This is a genomic window from Paenibacillus sp. NPDC057886 (assembly GCF_042796655.1).
In the GTDB taxonomy this organism is placed as follows: Bacteria; Bacillota; Bacilli; order Paenibacillales; family Paenibacillaceae; genus Paenibacillus.
On the sequence record NZ_JBHVMZ010000001.1, the window covers coordinates 475,942 to 493,688 of the forward strand.

Consider the following 17,747-nt stretch of genomic DNA (forward strand, 5'->3'; position numbering starts at 1 on the left):
TGAAAGCAATTGAACGAGCGTAAAGCTTCACATTTGAACCACGCGGACTTGTGGGAAAAGTGGAAAGAACAAGGCGATCTTGAAGCCAAGAAAAGTTTGATCGAAAAGTATCTTCATATTGTAAACTATGTATCCGGGCGTTTGGCTGTCGGTCTGCCCAAAAATGTCCCGAAAGATGATCTGGAGAGCAATGGAGTTATGGGATTAATTGATGCGTTGGAGAAATTTGATTATGAACGTGGCCTGCAATTTGAAACGTACGCATCCTGGCGGGTGCGTGGTGCAATCCTTGATGGTCTGCGTCAGGGAGATTGGGTCCCACGTTCCGTGCGGGAGAAAGCAAAGCGGATTGAAGATGCTTACCAGCAACTAGAGCAGACGTATTTGCGCTCTGTTAGTGACGAAGAAATGAGTCAATATCTCGACGTTTCAACAAAAGACTTTCAACATATGCTTCAGGAAGTGGCTGTTATGTCACTTTGCTCTCTAGAAGACCCGATTAGGGAAGAAGAGTCCGAGACTCGACTTTCATTAATGGTCGATGAAAAAGCCAAAAACCCGGATTATAAAGTAAATGAATTCTACTTAAAAGAAGCTTTAGTGCAAGGACTCGAAAAATTGACGGTTAAAGAGAGAACGGTTGTTTCACTTTTATATTATGAAGATCTGTCTCTTAGTGAAATTGCTGAGGTCATGTCTCTATCTCCGTCACGTATCTCGCAGCTGCACTCAAAGGCCATTTTAAGGTTACGTGGAACGCTGGATAAACAGAAAGACTTGCTTATGCGTAAAGATTGATATATTAATTAATAATAGAGAGTTTTAACATAGGATTTTGGGGAGTGGAAAGTCTAAAAGGGGGAAGAAATGCATTGACACAGCAGACTGTTTTGGAACAGTGTTTGAGCATTGTTTTATCAGATGATAAAAGTACGGCCTACCTTGAATTTTCCAAACAGGAAGAAGGTTTTGCCTGTACACCGGAAGAGCTCGAAAAATATTTAGCGAGTCAGGGTATTAAGTATGGTGTGCTGCGTGAAGCGTTGCTCGTTTTTGCAAGTCATCCTGAGACGTATTTGAAGGATCAATACAAGATTGCCGAAGGTATTAAACCAGTACCTGGAACGGATGGATTCATTAAGTTGCTTGTGGGCATGGACGATTCCAATGAACGGCGCCCTCTGGAGGCAGAGGACGGAAAAGTTGATTACAAAGAAGTGACTCGCTTAAACAATGTTCGAACAGGTCAAATTATTGCCGAACGAATTGCTCCTGTGGATGGTACGGTGGGTAGGGATGTAACAGGTGAAGACATACCATTTCGTCCAGGGAAAGAAGCACGTTTCAAAGTGGGAAAAAATGTTGTCGTTAACCCTGATGGATCTGCCATGTATGCCGCTCTGGATGGATTGGTTACCAAAACAGACGGCAACAAATTAAATGTGTTTCCGGTATACGAGATCAATGGCGATGTGGATTATAACATCGGTAACATCGATTTTGTAGGTACGGTTGTCATTCGCGGCAATGTGCTTACCGGATTTAAAGTAAAAGCGGCGGGGGATATACGTGTCGTCGGAGGGGTCGAGGGAGCGGAACTGGAAGCAGGTGGCTCTGTCGAAATTACCGGCGGTATTATTGGTTATAACAAAGGACTCATACAGGCAGGACATAACGTGAAATGTACCTTTATTCAAGAAGGCAACGTCGATGCTGCTGAAAACGTTCTGGTATCCCAAAGTATTATGCATTCCACGATTCGTGCAGGCAATGCGGTAATCTGTGAAGGCACCAAAGGACTTATCGTTGGCGGGTCAATCCAGGCTGGAGAAAACGTCTCCGCACGCGTTGTCGGCAACAGCATGTCTACTGTTACATCCATTGAAGTAGGGGTATTGCCTAAGCTCCGTAATGAGTTGAGCGACTTGCGCAAGGAAGTCAGGGAGCAGATGGATGCTTTGGATAAGACGAGAAAAGCTTTGACATTATTGGATCAGTTAGCTGCTGCAGGCCAACTGAGCCCGGATAAAATGTCCATGCGGATCAAACTTAGTGCTACACAAAAATCTGCCCTTCGTCTTAGCGAGGAAACAAAAACACGTATCTTTGAAATTGAGAAGGTGCTTGAAGATACAAGCAGGGCGCGCGTCGATATTCATAAGATGATTTTTGGTGGCTCTAGAATAGTTATCGGCAGATACACCAAATTTATTAAAGATCCGGTAAGTCGAATATCTTTTTATTATCATGATGGGGATATAACGATGGTTCCATTCGTTTAAGTACAGCATTCAAGCACATGAAGAAATCCATTCGATACCGTGAGGTGAGCGTATGAGTTTCAAAGCGGTTGAATTGCAGATTGCCGTACCTAGAACAAGTGAGGCGGGGCGTTATCAGAGTGAAGCTCAGCAGAGACCGGTCATTGACCAGAACCTGCTAGCGGAACAAACGGCCAAAGAAGCAAATGAAGCAAGGCAACGAAGCGAGGCGCTGGATGAAACAGCCCACACAGATGTACGCGATGGTCAATCTAGAAACAAAGAGCAGCAGAGCGGCTCCAACGAACATGAAGCTATTTCAACGCTGGAAACTGTCAAACCTGCTGAGCATCCATACAAAGGTAAACATATTGACCTGTCGTTGTAATGGATGACATGTGACTCACATGTAGTCTTGAGCATCGATGGCTGCATTAAAAGGAGAGAACCCAATTTGTCACCATGGATCATTATTGTCATATTAGGAGCCTGCGCAATTGCATATGCGCTTATCATGCCCAAGAAAAACAAGGTGCAGGAGCCTGGGCATCACCTGGTGCAAGAGATGGAATCTACGCTTGAACACTATATGGCTGAGATAGAAAACGATAATGATGCTCTCATTCAGCGTGTTGCTGAAATGAAGGGTGAGGCGACGGCGGCAGATCAGCGTATGCAATCGCAGCTTCAGGAATTACAGCGGAGGCTGGATCAACTGGAAGAAAGTAAAACGACAGAAACAGACATATCCTCCATAATTCCGGTACATAGCACAAGCGGATTGCAAGCTCAGGCGCTTGTAGACAGTGTACGAGCAGATTCGGCCCAACAGGTGTCAGAAGCAGAACAGCAGGCCGCTGTACAAGAATCTAAGCCTGTACGTGAATCCATTAAGGACCGATATGCAGAGCTGTTTAATTTATATGCTGAAGGAAAGTCAGTGGATGCCATTGCCAAGCAGACGGGCATACAACGTGGAGAAGTACAGCTGATTTTACAGCTGGCAGAACGGGAGGAGAGCTAAACAGATGGACAAGCGCTCCTTATGGATTGGACTTGGAAGTGGCATGATTGTTGGTGCAGTATTGCTGCAGCTTGCAACGGTTGGACAAAACGCATTGTCTGAGAGTAATCTCGACCCGGAGCTGGCTACAGCCAACCTGACGAAGGAACAGCTGGAAGCAGCCGCGAAGAGCATGGATATGAAGCTTGTAGCTTCTGATGATGAGCTGTTTACAGAGGCTGAGTGGGTAGAGAAGAAGAAACAGGAAAGCAGCGAACTGCAGGGGAAAACGGCAACGGCACCTGAAGCCGCAGAGTCTGCTGTGAAACCGGAGCAACCCGACAATCCAAAGCAACCTGTCACCAATGAAAGCGACAAACAGAACGAAGTCAATCAGCCAAAGACGACCGAGCCGTCAACTCCTAACAGTCCCAAAGCTGCGGCTACCGTATCGTTCAAAGTACGTTCAGGCAACAGTCTGGCCATCGTGGCGGGGAATCTGGAGAAAGCCGGGGTTGTCGATAGTGCACAAGCTTTTATAAAGGCTGGCAGAGCAGAGCGAATTAATACCAAAATACAAGTAGGCACCTATGACTTGGAAAAAGGCGAAAGCTTCAAATCCATTATCGCCAAGATTACGAAAGAACCGTCAAACTGAGTGCGCTCAGGCAGGGCGGTTTTTTTGTATAAATATTGACAAGTTTTATATCGCTATGAATGATCCGAAATTTGCTTTGAAAGACTGTTGCATCAGGCAATCAGTTATGCTATATTAGATAACGGTGTTAAAACACACGCATGTGCTAATTTTGTTGAGGGTGCTTTCCTGATGGAGAGTCTTGGCGAAAAATGATGCCGGCGGAGGACACAATAAAAACCATATTAGGAGGTGTGTGAAGATGGCAGTAATCTCCATGAAGCAGCTTCTCGAAGCTGGGGTACACTTCGGTCACCAAACTCGTCGTTGGAACCCAAAAATGGATCGTTATATCTTCACTGAAAGAAACGGAATTTATATCATTGACTTGCAAAAGACAGTGAAAAAAGTCGAAGAGGCTTACAACTTCGTTAAAGGAATCGCAGGAGAGAATGGTACAATTCTTTTCGTGGGTACTAAGAAACAAGCTCAAGATTCCGTTAAAGAAGAAGCTGAACGCGCTGGTCAATTCTACATTAACCAACGGTGGCTCGGCGGTACCCTGACTAACTTCTCAACTATTCAAAAACGTATTGATCGTTTGAAACAGTTGGAAGCTTGGGAAGAAGACGGTACTTTCGCTGTATTGCCTAAAAAAGAAGTAATCTTGCTTCGCAAAGAGAAAGATCGCCTGGAGAAATTCCTCGGCGGTATTAAAAATATGAAAGGCCTGCCAAGCGCCCTGTTCATCATCGATCCACGCAAAGAGCGTATCGCTGTTGCGGAAGCTCGCAAATTGGGTATCCCAATTGTAGGTATCGTTGATACGAACTGCGATCCGGATGAGATCGATTATGTTATCCCGGGTAACGACGACGCAATCCGCGCCGTTAAGCTGTTGACAGGTAAAATGGCTGATGCCGTTATCGAAGCTAACCAAGGCGAAGAAACTTCCGCTTAATAGATTCGAACATATCTAATGAATTAAATGAAAAGGGTGGTTGGTAGGTGGATAACCTCTCACTGCCCTTTTTTTAGAGTGTACGTACAATTACTTATTTTTGGAGGGAATTAATAATGGCAGTTAATGCGAGTGCAGTAAAAGAACTCCGTGAAAAAACGGGCGCAGGTATGCTCGATTGCAAAAAAGCACTGGAAGAAGCAAACGGTGACATCACGAAAGCAGCTGAATTGCTTCGTGAAAAAGGTCTGTCAGCAGCAGCAAGCAAAGCTGGCCGTGCAGCAACTGAAGGCGTTGTAGAATCTTATATCCACGCTGGTGGCCGTATTGGTGTACTGGTAGAAGTGAACTGCGAAACTGACTTCGTAGGTAAAACAGATCAATTCAAAGATTTCGTTAAGGACATCGCTATGCAAATCGCAGCAGCGAGCCCGAAATTTGTTACTCGTGAAGAAGTTCCTACAGAAGAGCTGGAAAAAGAGAAAGAAATTCTGAAAGCTCAAGCTCTGAACGAAGGCAAACCAGAAAAAATCGTTGAGAAAATGGTTGAAGGCCGTATCGGTAAATATTACGAAGAATTCTGCCTGTTGGAGCAAACCTTTGTTAAAGATCCTGACAAAACGATCTCCCAACTGCTGAACGAAAAAATCAGCCAAATCGGTGAAAATATCTCCATCCGTCGTTTCGTTCGTTATGAACTGGGTGAAGGTCTTGAGAAAAAAGTAGACAACTTCGTAGAAGAAGTTATGGCCCAAGTAAACAAATAAGACGGTTCTCAAACCGGCAAGCAGGAATGATTTTCGAAGATATAAGAATGATGAAACTTCGAAGCGCTACTCCCTTATATCCCAGGAAAACAATGCCTTACCGGTTGATCGTTTTTCCTAAAAGAGCGGAACACAACTGTGTTCCTTTCTTTTTAAGCAGGAGGCCATGCGCGAGAAGTTTTGTTGGTTGAACGCCGAGGGTGTTCAATTCAAAGTGGAGGGTGAATAATTGGAACAGCCAGTATTTAAACGTGTTGTCTTAAAGGTCAGCGGAGAGTCTCTTTCCGGTCAAAATGGCTACGGTATTGATGCAGAGACGATCTCGTCGATTGCCCAGCAAGTAAAAGAAGTAGTTGAACTAGGTGTACAGGTTGCTATCGTGTGCGGCGGCGGAAACATCTGGCGCGGAATTGCCGGTAGCGAAAACGGCATCGACAGAGCGACTGCGGATTATATGGGGATGCTGGCGACGGTTATGAATTCGCTCGCACTGCAAGATGCACTGGAACAGATTGAAGTGCCTACTCGTGTACAGACATCAATTGCCATGCAACAAATTGCAGAGCCTTATATTCGTCGTAGAGCTATTCGTCATCTGGAGAAAGGCCGGGTCGTTATTTTTGCAGCAGGTACAGGTAACCCGTTCTTCTCCACCGATACAACAGCAGCACTGCGCGCAGCGGAGATCGAAGCAGAAGTCATCTTGATGGCCAAAAATAAAGTTGATGGTGTATACTCAGCAGATCCGTTTAAAGACAGCACGGCTGTCAAGTTTGATCAGTTGACTTATATGGATATACTTAACAAAGATCTTGGTGTAATGGACTCAACGGCGTCCTCGCTTTGTAAGGACAACAATATTCCGTTGATCGTATTTGCCATTACGGAACAAGGTAACATCAAACGTGTTGTTCTTGGTGAACGCATCGGGACAATCGTTAAAGGGAGTGTAGATTAATGCCACAAGCGGTTAAAAAACATGCCGAAGAACGTATGGATAAAGCAATTCAAGCGTTACGACGTGATCTTGCCACTTTGCGTGCAGGTCGTGCAACTCCGGCTCTTCTCGACCGGATTCAAGTGGAGTATTACGGTGCAATGACTCCGCTCAACCAATTGGCTAATATCAGTACACCGGATTCCCGGACACTGATGATCCAGCCGTGGGATAAGTCCTCCATGGGGGACATTGAGCGTGCAATTATGAAATCCGATCTTGGCCTTACGCCAGCGAACGACGGAACTATGATTCGTCTGTCCATTCCAGCACTTACGGAAGAACGCAGACAAGAACTTGTGAAGTTGACGAAAAAGTTCGGTGAAGAAGGCAAAGTAGCCATTCGTAATATTCGCCGTGATGCGAATGATGATATTAAAAAAATGGAGAAGTCAGACATTTCCGAGGACGAGTCCCGGAGACATCAAGACGACATCCAAAAATCGACCGACAAGTTTATTACTGAAGTCGATAAGGTACTCGCTGCCAAAGAAAAAGAAATCATGGAAGTGTAAGACAAGCGCAGCCCCTCCAATACGGTGGGGTTTTGTCTCTTTTTCCAAGCTTCAGGTGAAGAAACTTCAGGGATTTTGGAGGAACAGGAATGATCAAACGGGTTCGGTCGTGGTGGAATGGGGCTGACAAGCAGGAAACGCTGACTATATCCGAGGATAATATCCCGCAGCACGTGGCCATCATTATGGACGGCAATGGACGATGGGCGAAACGTTTGGGTCTCCCACGAATAGCTGGCCACCAGAATGGGATGAAGGCGGTCAAACGTGCGACCATCGCGGCGGATGAACTGGGCATCAAATATCTGACGATGTACGCTTTTTCGACAGAAAACTGGACGCGTCCAAAAGAAGAAGTGGATTTTCTGATGCGGCTTCCGCAAGAATTTTTGGCGATAGAGCTGGATGAGCTTATAGAAAAAAATGTACGCATCCGTATGATGGGCCAGGAGGAGCACTTGCCCTCCCATACCATTAATGCTTTGCGTGAAGCTATTCGTCTTACGGAACATAACACAGGGCTTGTTTTGAATTTTGCTATGAACTACGGAAGTCGTCGCGAAATGACGGACTGTGTCAAACAGATCGCTCTGCAGGTAAAGTCGGGGGAACTATCAGCAGACGACATTACGCCTGAACTCATTGACAGGCATATGCTCACTGGAGATATGCCTGATCCGGATTTGCTGATCCGGACGAGCGGAGAGTTGAGATTAAGCAATTTCATGCTTTGGCAGCTTGCATACAGCGAATTATGGTTTACGGATATATACTGGCCCGAATTTGGCAAAAAGCATTTGCTTGAAGCAGTAGCCGAATATCAGCGCAGAACAAGGCGTTACGGCGGTTTGAAATAGATGGAGGATGAAGCCGTTGAAACAGCGATTAACGACAGGAATCATAGCAGGTGTGTTGTTTTTGGGTTTTTGCATGCTGGGCGGACCCTGGTACCATGGCTTGGTATTGCTTATGGCTCTCATCGGTTATTATGAATTTGTGAAAATGACCGGGGTACAGCCTTTTTCAGGTGTAGCCCTAATCGGTTATGCAGGTATCTTTGCAATTGTGTTTCCTTGGGAAATGGTTTGGGAAGCCAGACCACTAACGTTATTCCAGATCGGATGGCTTGTGATGCTTGTATTAATGACAGCCTCTGTGGTAACTAAAAACAAGATTCCTGTAAACACTGTAGCCATGCTCTTTCTGGGAGTAATGTATATCGGAATAGGTTTTTATTACATCGCGGAATCCAGACATTTGCAGCATGGGTTGTTCTGGACGTTTCTTCTGCTGGGTTCCATATGGGCAAGTGATGCTGGTGCCTATTTTGTAGGGAAACTTATCGGGAAGAACAAACTTTGGCCTTCGATCAGCCCTAACAAAACGGTGGAAGGTGCTCTGGGTGGTATTGTGATCGCGGTAGTTACTTCTGTTGTTTTTGCATGGGTGTCAGACGGCTTGTTGTCTTGGCAAAGAGCGGTATGGATTGGGATTGCATGCGCGGTTGTAGGACAGATGGGAGATCTGATTCAATCTGCTTACAAACGAGTGTATAACATCAAAGATTCCGGCACTTTGCTCCCAGGGCATGGCGGTATTCTGGATCGATGCGACAGCTGGATTGTCGTTTTTCCATTCGTACATATACTAATGCTTCTGCCCTATTAAAGATGAGCACAAGCCATATGACGAACTATTTGTCATAGGCATTGGATAAATAAAGATGAGGTGCAGCATGAAAAAAATTGCGATTCTCGGGTCAACCGGTTCCATTGGAACCCAGACACTGGATGTAGTTGATATGCATCCCGAACGCTTTCAAGTAGAGGGTCTGGCTGCTGGGGGCAATATAGAACTGCTGATTGAGCAAGCGAAGCGTTATCGGCCCAAAAAGGTATCAGTTGGCTCAAAAGAGTTAGCAGAGACCGTGGCACCGCACTTGCCTGTCGAAACGCAGCTTTTTTATGGTAAAGAAGGACTGGTGGAAGTTGCTGCCGGAACGGATGCTGATACGGTTGTTACTGCTGTAATGGGGAGTGTTGGGCTGGAGTCGACCCTGGCTGCTATTGATGCAGGCAAACAGATCGGGCTGGCTAACAAAGAGACGCTAATTACAGCGGGACACATTGTTACTGCCAGAGCGGCTGTGAAAGGGGTACCGATTCTGCCTGTGGATAGTGAGCACTCGGCTATCTTCCAATGCTTGAATGGAGAACCTCGTGAACGCGTGACGGGAATTACGCTTACGGCCTCTGGAGGATCATTTCGTAATTTGACTCGTGAACAGCTGCAGGAAGTTACCGTAGAAGATGCACTCAAACATCCGAATTGGTCCATGGGATCGAAGATCACGATAGACTCAGCAACGATGGTGAATAAAGGTCTGGAAGTTATTGAAGCGCATTGGCTTTTTGGACTAAGTTATGATCAGATTGATGTATTGCTTCACCCGGAAAGCATCATTCATTCCTACGTGGAGTTCAATGATACAAGCATTATTGCGCAGCTTGGCAATCCGGACATGCGTGTTCCCATTCAGTATGCACTGACCTATCCTGACCGCTTGCCATCACCTGCACAACGTCTATCCCTAGCACAAGCGGGCAAGCTGCATTTCCGTGAGATGGATATGGAACGGTTCCCTTGTTTAAGAATGGCGTATGAGTGTGGTAAAATAGGGGGAACCGCAACAACGGCGTTTAATGCAGCCAACGAGGTTGCCGTAGCACGTTTCTTGCGTAAAGAGATTTCGTTCCTTAAAATAGAGGATATTATTGCTTCTGTGCTGGAAGCACACCGCAATGTGGACGAGCCTGATCTGGAGGAAATCGCAAGATGTGATCAGGAGAGCCGTCAACTTGCGTTCAGTCTGTAATCTCTTTTTTCAAGATAAAATGGAAGAAGTGATTCTCTTGTGCGGCATCAGAGAATAATGATAATCTAAAGGGACAGACTGCGGTTCGTGCCGTGAAGGAGGATGGATAGGGATTGGAAACCATACAAGTGGTATTTCTAACGGTGCTCATGTTCTTTGTCATCGTGACGGTTCATGAATGGGGACATTATTATTTTGCCAAACGCGCCGGTATTCTTGTACGGGAATTTGCGATCGGTTTTGGTCCCAAATTGTTCTCATATAAAAGAAACGAGACCCAATTCACACTGCGTTTGCTGCCTTTTGGTGGATATGCACGTATGGCTGGGGAAGACCCGGAACTGGTAGAGATTCAAGAAGGTCAGACCATTGCAGTAAGATCGGCTGATGACCAAGTCAAAATGATCTACCTCGATCAATTGGATAACCGAAAAAATGTAATTCGTGGTGAAGTCATCTCCATTGATATGGAGAATGCATTGAAATTGCAACTCGATGTGGATGGCGAAATTCAGCAGTATCGGATACATCCGCAAGCGATGTTGGTAAGTCGTGGAAAACAAACCCAGATTGCACCGAAAGATCGCCAATTTGGCAGTAAAACGGTGGGTCAGCGGGCAATGGCGATTTTTGCCGGACCACTCATGAATTTCATCCTGGCATTTGTGTTGTTTGCAGTATATGCGCAAATGGCAGGTGTTGCCGTTGAGAATCCAACTAATCTGGAAATTGGTGAAGTGCTTGAAGGTGGAGCCGCCTACCAGGCGAATTTGCAAAAGGGAGATATCATTGAGACGATCAATGGTACGGCCATTGGCACGGATTCGCAAAAAATGGTGACGATGATTGCCGATTCCAAAGACAAACCGATGGAATGGACACTGCGTCGGGGGAATGAAACGTTTAATATAACGATTACGCCTCGTGCAGTAGAAGGTCAAGAGGGTGGTAAGGTCGGAATTGTACCAACACTGCCAACCCGATCAGTTGGATTTGTAGAAACCTTTAAAGTGTCAGGTATAGCGATGGTTGATACAACCAAAGTGATCTTTGAAGGCTTCAAACATTTGATCAATCAGTTTAACATGGATGATATTGGTGGCCCTGTGCGTACTTTTGAAGTAACAGGCCAAATTGCGAAGCAAGGGATTGAACAGTTGACGAGATGGGCAGCTATTCTGAGCCTGTACCTCGGTATTTTCAACCTATTGCCGATTCCTGCGCTAGACGGAAGCCGTCTTGTATTCCTCGGAATTGAAGGTCTGCGAGGCAGACCTGTTGACCCCAACCGGGAAGGCATGGTTCATTTTGTCGGCTTCGCGATGTTGTTTGTACTGATGCTAGCAGTAACATACAATGATATATTACGATTAATTAACGGATAATTATGGTTTGACTACGCTCTGAATATTCAGAGATAGTCGTTATGGGAGGACGCTGGAGTCTTATGTCAAAGGAAAATGATAAACAGTTCGTGACTGAAATTACACCTCAGGGCGAGGATTTCTCACGCTGGTACATTGATGTTATTAAAAAAGCTGATCTCATGGACTATTCACCCGTACGCGGTTGTATTGTTTTCAAACCAGACGGCTTCGAAATCTGGGAGCACATCAAGGATGAGATGGACCGTCGTTTCCGTGAAACGGGTCATCGTAATGCTTACTTCCCGATGTTCATCCCCGAGAGCTTTTTCCAAAAAGAAAAAGAACATGTTGAAGGCTTCAATCCCGAATTGCCATGGGTAACGGAAGCAGGCGGAGAAAAGCTGGAAGAACGTCTGGCGATTCGCCCAACCTCGGAAACCATTATTGGTCACATGTACTCCAAGTGGATTCAGTCGTATCGTGACTTGCCAGTACTGATCAACCAATGGGCTAACGTGGTTCGCTGGGAGAAGAGAACACTACCTTTCCTTCGCACAAGTGAATTCCTGTGGCAAGAGGGCCATACGGCGCATGAGACGGAAGAAGAAGCACGTGAAGAGACGATGAAAATGCTTGAAATTTACCGCGAAGTTGTGGAAGAATATCTGGCGATCCCCGTTATTACGGGTCAGAAAACAAAATCCGAGAAATTTGCAGGTGCTGTAGACACCTTCTCCATCGAAGCGATGATGAAGGATGGGCGTGCGGTACAAGCCGGAACTTCTCATTATATGGGTACGAATTTTGCAAAAGCATTTGAGATTCAGTATCTTAGCCGCAACAACGTGCTGGAACTGGCTCACACCACTTCATGGGGAACAAGCACACGTCTGATCGGTGCGTTAATCATGGTTCACGGAGATGACCGTGGTCTGGTTCTTCCTCCTAAAGTTGCACCAACACAAGTGGTCATGATTCCAATTGGACCGCCAAAAACACGTGATGCTGTTGTAGGCCGCGCGGACGAGTTGTTCTCTGAACTGAAACAGGCGGGAATTCGTGTGAAAATGGATGATCGCAGTGATGTTCGTCCAGGCTGGAAATTCAATGAATACGAGATGCGTGGTGTTCCGATTCGTCTCGAAATTGGTCCGCGTGATATGGAGAACGGTGTGTGCGTTCTCGTTTCCCGGATTACTGGAGAGAAGAAAGTTGTTGAACAAGCAAATCTGGTGGAAGAAATCCAGACTATGCTGACGCAAGTGCAAGCCGATATGTTGCAACGTGCTCGCACGTTTATGTCGGACAACTTCTACTCTGTAGATACGCTTGATGAGATGAAGGAACTGATGGAAAACAAACGCGGCTTCACACTGGCTGGATGGTGTGGTTCTGAAGCTTGCGAAGATAAAGTAAGAGAAGTAACAGGTGCAACAAGCCGGAACATTCCGTTCCAGCCTGCGGAAGAAAAGCATACATGTCTGGCTTGTGGTGAAGAAGCGAAACACACGGTAGTGTTTGCAAGAGCGTACTAAGTCAGGAAGACCTGACTATATACATTGAACTAAACATTTACATGAGAACGTAGAGAACAGAAATAACCTGAAGAAGCGGAGCTAAAAGCTTTCTGAAAGAAAGCTACATCGGAAGCATACGCTTCGCTTTTATCCCCGGATTTTCCCCTTTGTAATAGGGAATCAAAAAATCTGGGGATAACAGCGATCGGAAGGTTGTTCTGTTATCGGAGTGGTAAATGTAAATATTCTTTTGTTCAATTTATATAACGGCACTTATTCACCGTAAGAGTAAGGAATGGAGAGCTTCTGTCGGATAAAATGAGTCGGTGCGGGTTCGGATCGGGGACATTTTTGAATGCAGAGGCTTTTCCTGTTTTAAGGGGGTACAAGGAGGAACACGATGAGTGGATTCGAGGAGAAGAGAAAACGATTTGAGTTGTTGATGAAACAGACGGAGCTTCCAGCTGGCCTAATAGAGCCCTACTTTTTGGATGGATGGATTGAACGGGTGGAGACAAGCCGTAGCAACCGCGACTGGACTATTGTGATTGCAAAGGATACCTTGGTGCCTGCTCCAATCTATCGAACATTCTGCCTGCACATCCAGGAGAAAATGAATCATATTTCCAAGATTACGTTTGGTTTCAAATATAGTGAGCAGGTCGAGATTGGTGATATTGTCAGTGAGTATTGGAACTTGTTCCTTGAATGGGTTACTCGAGAGATTCCATCCGTTAATGGTTGGATGAACCGTACCAAGTTTGAATGTGAAGCAGATCTACTGCAATTGACCATGAGTGATGCTATGTCGATGGACCTTGCGAAGAAGAAGCAGATCGATCAGGCTATAACTACTTTTTATGATAAGTATTTTCAACTGCCCTTACGGGTCAAATTGCTGGTTGGTGAGGTTGAAAGCAACAAAGAGGCGATGGAACAATTCCAGCTCAAGAAGCGGGAAGAAGAGCTTCAAGTTATCAAACAGATGATGAGTGAAGTGGACTCAGAAATGCCTGAAGAGGAAGAACAGGGCGATGTTCGCTTACAAATGGGATATGAGATCAAGGAACCACCTGTACCTATGCAGGAAATTCAAGATGAAGAGAAAAAGGTTACGTTGCAGGGGACGGTCTTCGGTCTGGATCGCAAGGAATTGCGTAACGGGAATACCTTGTTTACTTTTTATCTGACGGATTTCACGGATTCCATGCAAATGAAGATGTTTGCCAAAACAAAAGAGGATGTCAAAATTCTGAGCCTGCTGGCCAATGGTAAATGGGTGAAAGTGCGTGGCCGTGTAGAATACGACCGGTTCATGCAAATTCCGGAACTTGCCATGATTCCGTCAGATTTGGTTGAAGTAAAGGCACCACCATCCCGTAAGGATAATGCAGCTGAGAAACGGGTTGAGTTCCATCTGCACTCCACAATGAGTACAATGGATGCCGTAACCTCGATCGACAAATACGTAAAGACTGCAGCGGATTGGGGACACAAAGCAATCGCGGTAAGTGATCATGGCGGTGTGCAAGTGTATCCGGAGGCGTCCAAAGCGGCCAAAAAAAACGGAATTAAAATGATCTACGGCCTTGAGGCCAATGTGGTGAACGATTCGGTTGCTGTTGTTATGGCACCACAGCCGTTGGAACTCAAATCAGCGACATATATCGTCTTTGATATTGAGACCACAGGTTTGTCTGTAACGCAGAACAAGATCATCGAAATTGCGGCAGTGAAGGTGGAGGACGGTAAAGAGATCGACCGCTTTGCTACGTTTGTAAATCCGCATGAGCGCATCCCATATAACATTCAGCAGTTGACTAACATTAACGATGAAATGGTGAAGGATGCACCTGAGCTAGAACCGGTTATCCGTGATTTTGTAAATTTTGCCGGAGATGGCGTATTGGTTGCGCATAATGCGCGATTCGATATGGGCTTTATTCAGGCTTCGCTGAAACTGCTTGCCATGCCTGAGCTTCAGAACCCTGTACTCGATACGTTGGAACTGGCACGGTTGTTATATCCAAAAATGAAGAACCACCGTCTGAATACGTTGGCGGATAAATATAAAGTGGCACTGGAAAGTCATCACCGAGCGATTGATGATACGATTGCGCTCGCAGGTATATTGAATGGATTGGTTAATGATGCTGCCCAGATGAAAGGCCTGACAATGCTTGATCGGCTTAACGATTATGTCGGAGTTGATCTTTCAAATACGCGTCCATTCCATTGCGGCATCTATGCTTTGAATGATGTCGGCAAAAAGAATCTCTATAAACTGGTATCACTTTCCCATACGGAGCATTTCAAACGGGTGCCTTGTATTCCAAAATCGAAGCTGATCAATTTACGTGAAGGCCTCATTATTTTATCCGGTTGTGAAAAAGGTGAGTTTTTCGAGGCTGTGCTGAACAAATCGCTTGAAGAGGCAGAAGAGATAGCGCATTTCTATGACATTCTTGAGATCCAGCCTCTGACAATGTACATGCATTTGGTGGACAAAGGACTGGTGGCTACACCAGAGGAATTGAAGCTCGCTGTTCGTAAAGTTGTTGACATTGGTCAAAAATTGGGGAAACCGGTAATAGCCACAGGTAACGTGCATTATCTGGAGCCACGCGACAAGCTATATCGGGATATCACCATTCACGGAATTACAGGCTTCAGCCCGCTTAAAGATCAACGTAAACCGGATGCTCACCTAAGAACGACGGATGAAATGCTGGAAGAGTTTCAGTACTTGGGCCAAGATAAAGCCTACGAAGTCGTTGTTACGAATACGGTTGAATTGGCGGATCGATTCGAGGAAATCAAGCTGTTCCCGGACAAGCTGTTCACTCCGATTCTGGAAGGCGCGGACGATGAAATCCGTAATACCTGCTATGATACCGCCAAGTCGATTTATGGTGAGGAACTACCGGAAGTCATTGTGGCACGACTGGAGAAAGAATTGAATCCAATCATCAAATACGGTTTTTCTGCCAACTATCTGATCTCGGAACGTCTGGTTAAAAAATCGAATCAGGATGGCTACCTTGTCGGTTCCCGGGGATCAGTTGGTTCGTCTGTAGTTGCTACTTTCCTGGGTATTTCTGAGGTTAATCCGTTGCCAGCACACTATATTTGTGTGAATTCGGAGTGCAAGCACAGTGAGTGGTTCTTAGACGGCAGTGTGCCGAGTGGATTTGACCTTCCTGAGAAAGAATGTCCTGATTGTGGAGGCCGATTAAAAGGCGAAGGGCAGGATATTCCGTTTGAGACTTTCCTTGGTTTTAAAGGGGACAAGGTTCCCGATATCGACTTGAACTTTTCGGGTGATTATCAACCGCATGCCCATAACTATACGAAGGTGCTTTTCAGCGAAAAGAGTGTGTTCCGTGCGGGGACGATTGGTACGGTGGCTGAGAAGACGGCGTTTGGTTTTGCCAAGAAATACGAGGAAGAACATCATAAGAAATGGCGCGGGGCTGAGCTGAACCGTTTGGCTTCCGGTTGTACCGGGGTTAAACGTAGTACAGGACAGCATCCCGGTGGTATTGTCGTTGTACCGGATTATATTGAAGTGGAAGATGTAACGCCTGTACAATTCCCGGCGGATGACGTAAATGCGGAGTGGAAAACAACTCACTTTGACTATCACGCCTTCGAAGAGAACTTGCTAAAACTCGATATTCTGGGGCACGATGATCCAACCATGATGCGGATGCTGCAGGATTTGACGGGTATCGATCCAACGACCATTCCGATGAATGATCCTAAGGTCATGAGCATGTTCAACTCTACGGAGGCACTGGGCGTTACGCCAGAGCAGATTCGTTCACCAGTTGCCACTTTTGGTGTACCAGAGATGGGGACGAAGTTTGTACGTCAGATGCTTATTGAATCCCAGCCTTCCTCTTTTGCCGATCTACTCCAGATCTCCGGATTGTCTCATGGTACGGGGGTATGGCTCGGTAACGCACAAGATCTAATCAAAAATGGAACATGTAACATCAAAACGGTGATTGGTTGCCGGGATGATATCATGTTGTTCCTGATCTATAAGGCGGGCATGGACGCCAGTCTTGCATTTAAAATTACGGAGAGTGTGCGTAAGGGACGTGGTTTGCCGCAAGAATGGATTGATGAGATGAAAAATTGCAAGGTTCCGCAATGGTACATTGATTCCTGTCTTAAAATCCAGTACATGTTTCCAAAGGCCCACGCGGCCGCTTATGTTATCTCGGCAGTGCGTACAGCTTTCTTTAAGCTGTATCACCCAATTGAATACTACGCGACATACTTCACAGTTCGTGCGGATGAGTTTGACATTGAACTGGTATGTCAGGGCTATGAGCCCATCTATCGGAAGATCGTAGAGATTGAACAATTAGGTTTCCAGGCACCGCCAAAAGAAAAAAATATGCTGCCTGTTCTTGAGATGGCATTGGAAATGGCAGCACGCGGATTCTCGCTCAAGCCGATTGATCTGTATCGTTCAGAAGCGACGAAGTTTATCGTTGACGGAAATTCACTTATTCCTCCATTTTCGGCATTGGGAGGAATCGGAGATAATGCTGCACGCAATATCGCTGCGGCAAGAGAGCATGGAGAATTTTTGTCGATTGAAGATTTCCAGCAGAAGTCCAAAGCAAGTAAAACAATTGTTGAATTGCTGACGGGTATGGGATGCTTCCGTGGTTTACCGGAAAGCAATCAATTATCCTTGTTCTAAAATGGCATTTTGAGTATCCATTTATGGTCTGTGTTGTGATTGCGTAAATTTTTCTTCATTAGTGGTTAAAATGGCTGAGTGATCGCTTACTTGTCACTATTACCAGACTATGTTATAATTTTTGAAG

Annotated in this window: 15 protein-coding genes; all 15 read left to right on the forward strand. The window is 45.7% G+C overall.

Features of this window, described 5'->3' with window-relative positions; genetic code table 11:
- The first annotated feature begins 9 nt into the window (after window positions 1–9).
- Window positions 10–798, forward strand: coding sequence for a FliA/WhiG family RNA polymerase sigma factor (locus ACFVQB_RS02125; protein ID WP_072732409.1), 789 nt, complete (start codon window positions 10–12; stop codon window positions 796–798).
- A 74-nt stretch (window positions 799–872) separates the two neighbouring features.
- Complete coding sequence (locus ACFVQB_RS02130) at window positions 873–2,282, forward strand: flagellar assembly protein A (protein ID WP_379434800.1); 1,410 nt, start codon at window positions 873–875, stop codon at window positions 2,280–2,282.
- Window positions 2,283–2,334: 52 nt separating this feature from the next.
- Entirely contained in the window at window positions 2,335–2,649 is a 315-nt protein-coding gene (locus ACFVQB_RS02135; RefSeq protein ID WP_379434802.1) for a hypothetical protein, read from the forward strand.
- 66 nt (window positions 2,650–2,715) lie between these two features.
- Window positions 2,716–3,285, forward strand: a complete 570-nt coding sequence (locus ACFVQB_RS02140; protein WP_379434805.1) for a DUF6115 domain-containing protein — start codon at window positions 2,716–2,718, stop codon at window positions 3,283–3,285.
- 4 nt (window positions 3,286–3,289) lie between these two features.
- The gene (locus ACFVQB_RS02145; RefSeq protein WP_379434806.1) at window positions 3,290–3,922 is read left to right on the forward strand and encodes an endolytic transglycosylase MltG; all 633 of its coding nucleotides are present in this window, start codon (window positions 3,290–3,292) and stop codon (window positions 3,920–3,922) included.
- Between the two features lie 241 nt (window positions 3,923–4,163).
- Window positions 4,164–4,862 carry a 30S ribosomal protein S2 gene (gene rpsB, locus ACFVQB_RS02150; RefSeq protein ID WP_024630243.1) on the forward strand — a complete coding sequence of 233 codons (699 nt, stop codon included), beginning with the start codon at window positions 4,164–4,166 and terminating at the stop codon, window positions 4,860–4,862.
- Window positions 4,863–4,978: 116 nt separating this feature from the next.
- Window positions 4,979–5,629, forward strand: coding sequence for a translation elongation factor Ts (tsf, locus tag ACFVQB_RS02155; RefSeq protein ID WP_379434807.1), 651 nt, complete (start codon window positions 4,979–4,981; stop codon window positions 5,627–5,629).
- A 229-nt stretch (window positions 5,630–5,858) separates the two neighbouring features.
- A complete protein-coding gene (gene pyrH / locus ACFVQB_RS02160; RefSeq protein ID WP_024630245.1) occupies window positions 5,859–6,587 on the forward strand; it encodes a UMP kinase in 729 nt (242 codons plus the stop codon).
- Window positions 6,587–7,141: a ribosome recycling factor gene (gene frr, locus ACFVQB_RS02165; RefSeq protein ID WP_379434808.1), complete on the forward strand. Its 555-nt coding sequence runs from the start codon at window positions 6,587–6,589 to the stop codon at window positions 7,139–7,141. Before pyrH ends, frr begins: the two co-directional genes overlap by 1 nt.
- A gap of 89 nt (window positions 7,142–7,230) precedes the next feature.
- A complete protein-coding gene (locus ACFVQB_RS02170; RefSeq protein WP_063566384.1) occupies window positions 7,231–7,998 on the forward strand; it encodes an undecaprenyl pyrophosphate synthase in 768 nt (255 codons plus the stop codon).
- 16 nt (window positions 7,999–8,014) lie between these two features.
- A complete protein-coding gene (locus ACFVQB_RS02175) occupies window positions 8,015–8,809 on the forward strand; it encodes a phosphatidate cytidylyltransferase (protein ID WP_379434809.1) in 795 nt (264 codons plus the stop codon).
- A 67-nt stretch (window positions 8,810–8,876) separates the two neighbouring features.
- Window positions 8,877–10,016: a 1-deoxy-D-xylulose-5-phosphate reductoisomerase gene (locus tag ACFVQB_RS02180; protein WP_379434810.1), complete on the forward strand. Its 1,140-nt coding sequence runs from the start codon at window positions 8,877–8,879 to the stop codon at window positions 10,014–10,016.
- 113 nt (window positions 10,017–10,129) lie between these two features.
- The gene (rseP, locus tag ACFVQB_RS02185; RefSeq protein WP_379434811.1) at window positions 10,130–11,401 is read left to right on the forward strand and encodes an RIP metalloprotease RseP; all 1,272 of its coding nucleotides are present in this window, start codon (window positions 10,130–10,132) and stop codon (window positions 11,399–11,401) included.
- A 62-nt stretch (window positions 11,402–11,463) separates the two neighbouring features.
- Entirely contained in the window at window positions 11,464–12,918 is a 1,455-nt protein-coding gene (gene proS, locus ACFVQB_RS02190; RefSeq protein ID WP_379434812.1) for a proline--tRNA ligase, read from the forward strand.
- A 382-nt stretch (window positions 12,919–13,300) separates the two neighbouring features.
- Window positions 13,301–17,620, forward strand: a complete 4,320-nt coding sequence (locus tag ACFVQB_RS02195; RefSeq protein WP_379434813.1) for a PolC-type DNA polymerase III — start codon at window positions 13,301–13,303, stop codon at window positions 17,618–17,620.
- The last annotated feature ends 127 nt before the right edge of the window (window positions 17,621–17,747 follow it).

Bases quoted from the DNA above. Each gene is read 5' to 3' on its own strand.
- ACFVQB_RS02135 (WP_379434802.1), top strand. From the start codon at position 2,335: ATGAGTTTCAAAGCGGTTGAATTGCAGATTGCCGTACCTAGAACAAGT.
- ACFVQB_RS02145 (WP_379434806.1), top strand. From the start codon at position 3,290: ATGGACAAGCGCTCCTTATGGATTGGACTTGGAAGTGGCATGATTGTT.
- rpsB (WP_024630243.1), top strand. From the start codon at position 4,164: ATGGCAGTAATCTCCATGAAGCAGCTTCTCGAAGCTGGGGTACACTTC.
- tsf (WP_379434807.1), top strand. From the start codon at position 4,979: ATGGCAGTTAATGCGAGTGCAGTAAAAGAACTCCGTGAAAAAACGGGC.
- frr (WP_379434808.1), top strand. From the start codon at position 6,587: ATGCCACAAGCGGTTAAAAAACATGCCGAAGAACGTATGGATAAAGCA.
- ACFVQB_RS02170 (WP_063566384.1), top strand. From the start codon at position 7,231: ATGATCAAACGGGTTCGGTCGTGGTGGAATGGGGCTGACAAGCAGGAA.
- ACFVQB_RS02180 (WP_379434810.1), top strand. From the start codon at position 8,877: ATGAAAAAAATTGCGATTCTCGGGTCAACCGGTTCCATTGGAACCCAG.
- proS (WP_379434812.1), top strand. From the start codon at position 11,464: ATGTCAAAGGAAAATGATAAACAGTTCGTGACTGAAATTACACCTCAG.
- ACFVQB_RS02195 (WP_379434813.1), top strand. From the start codon at position 13,301: ATGAGTGGATTCGAGGAGAAGAGAAAACGATTTGAGTTGTTGATGAAA.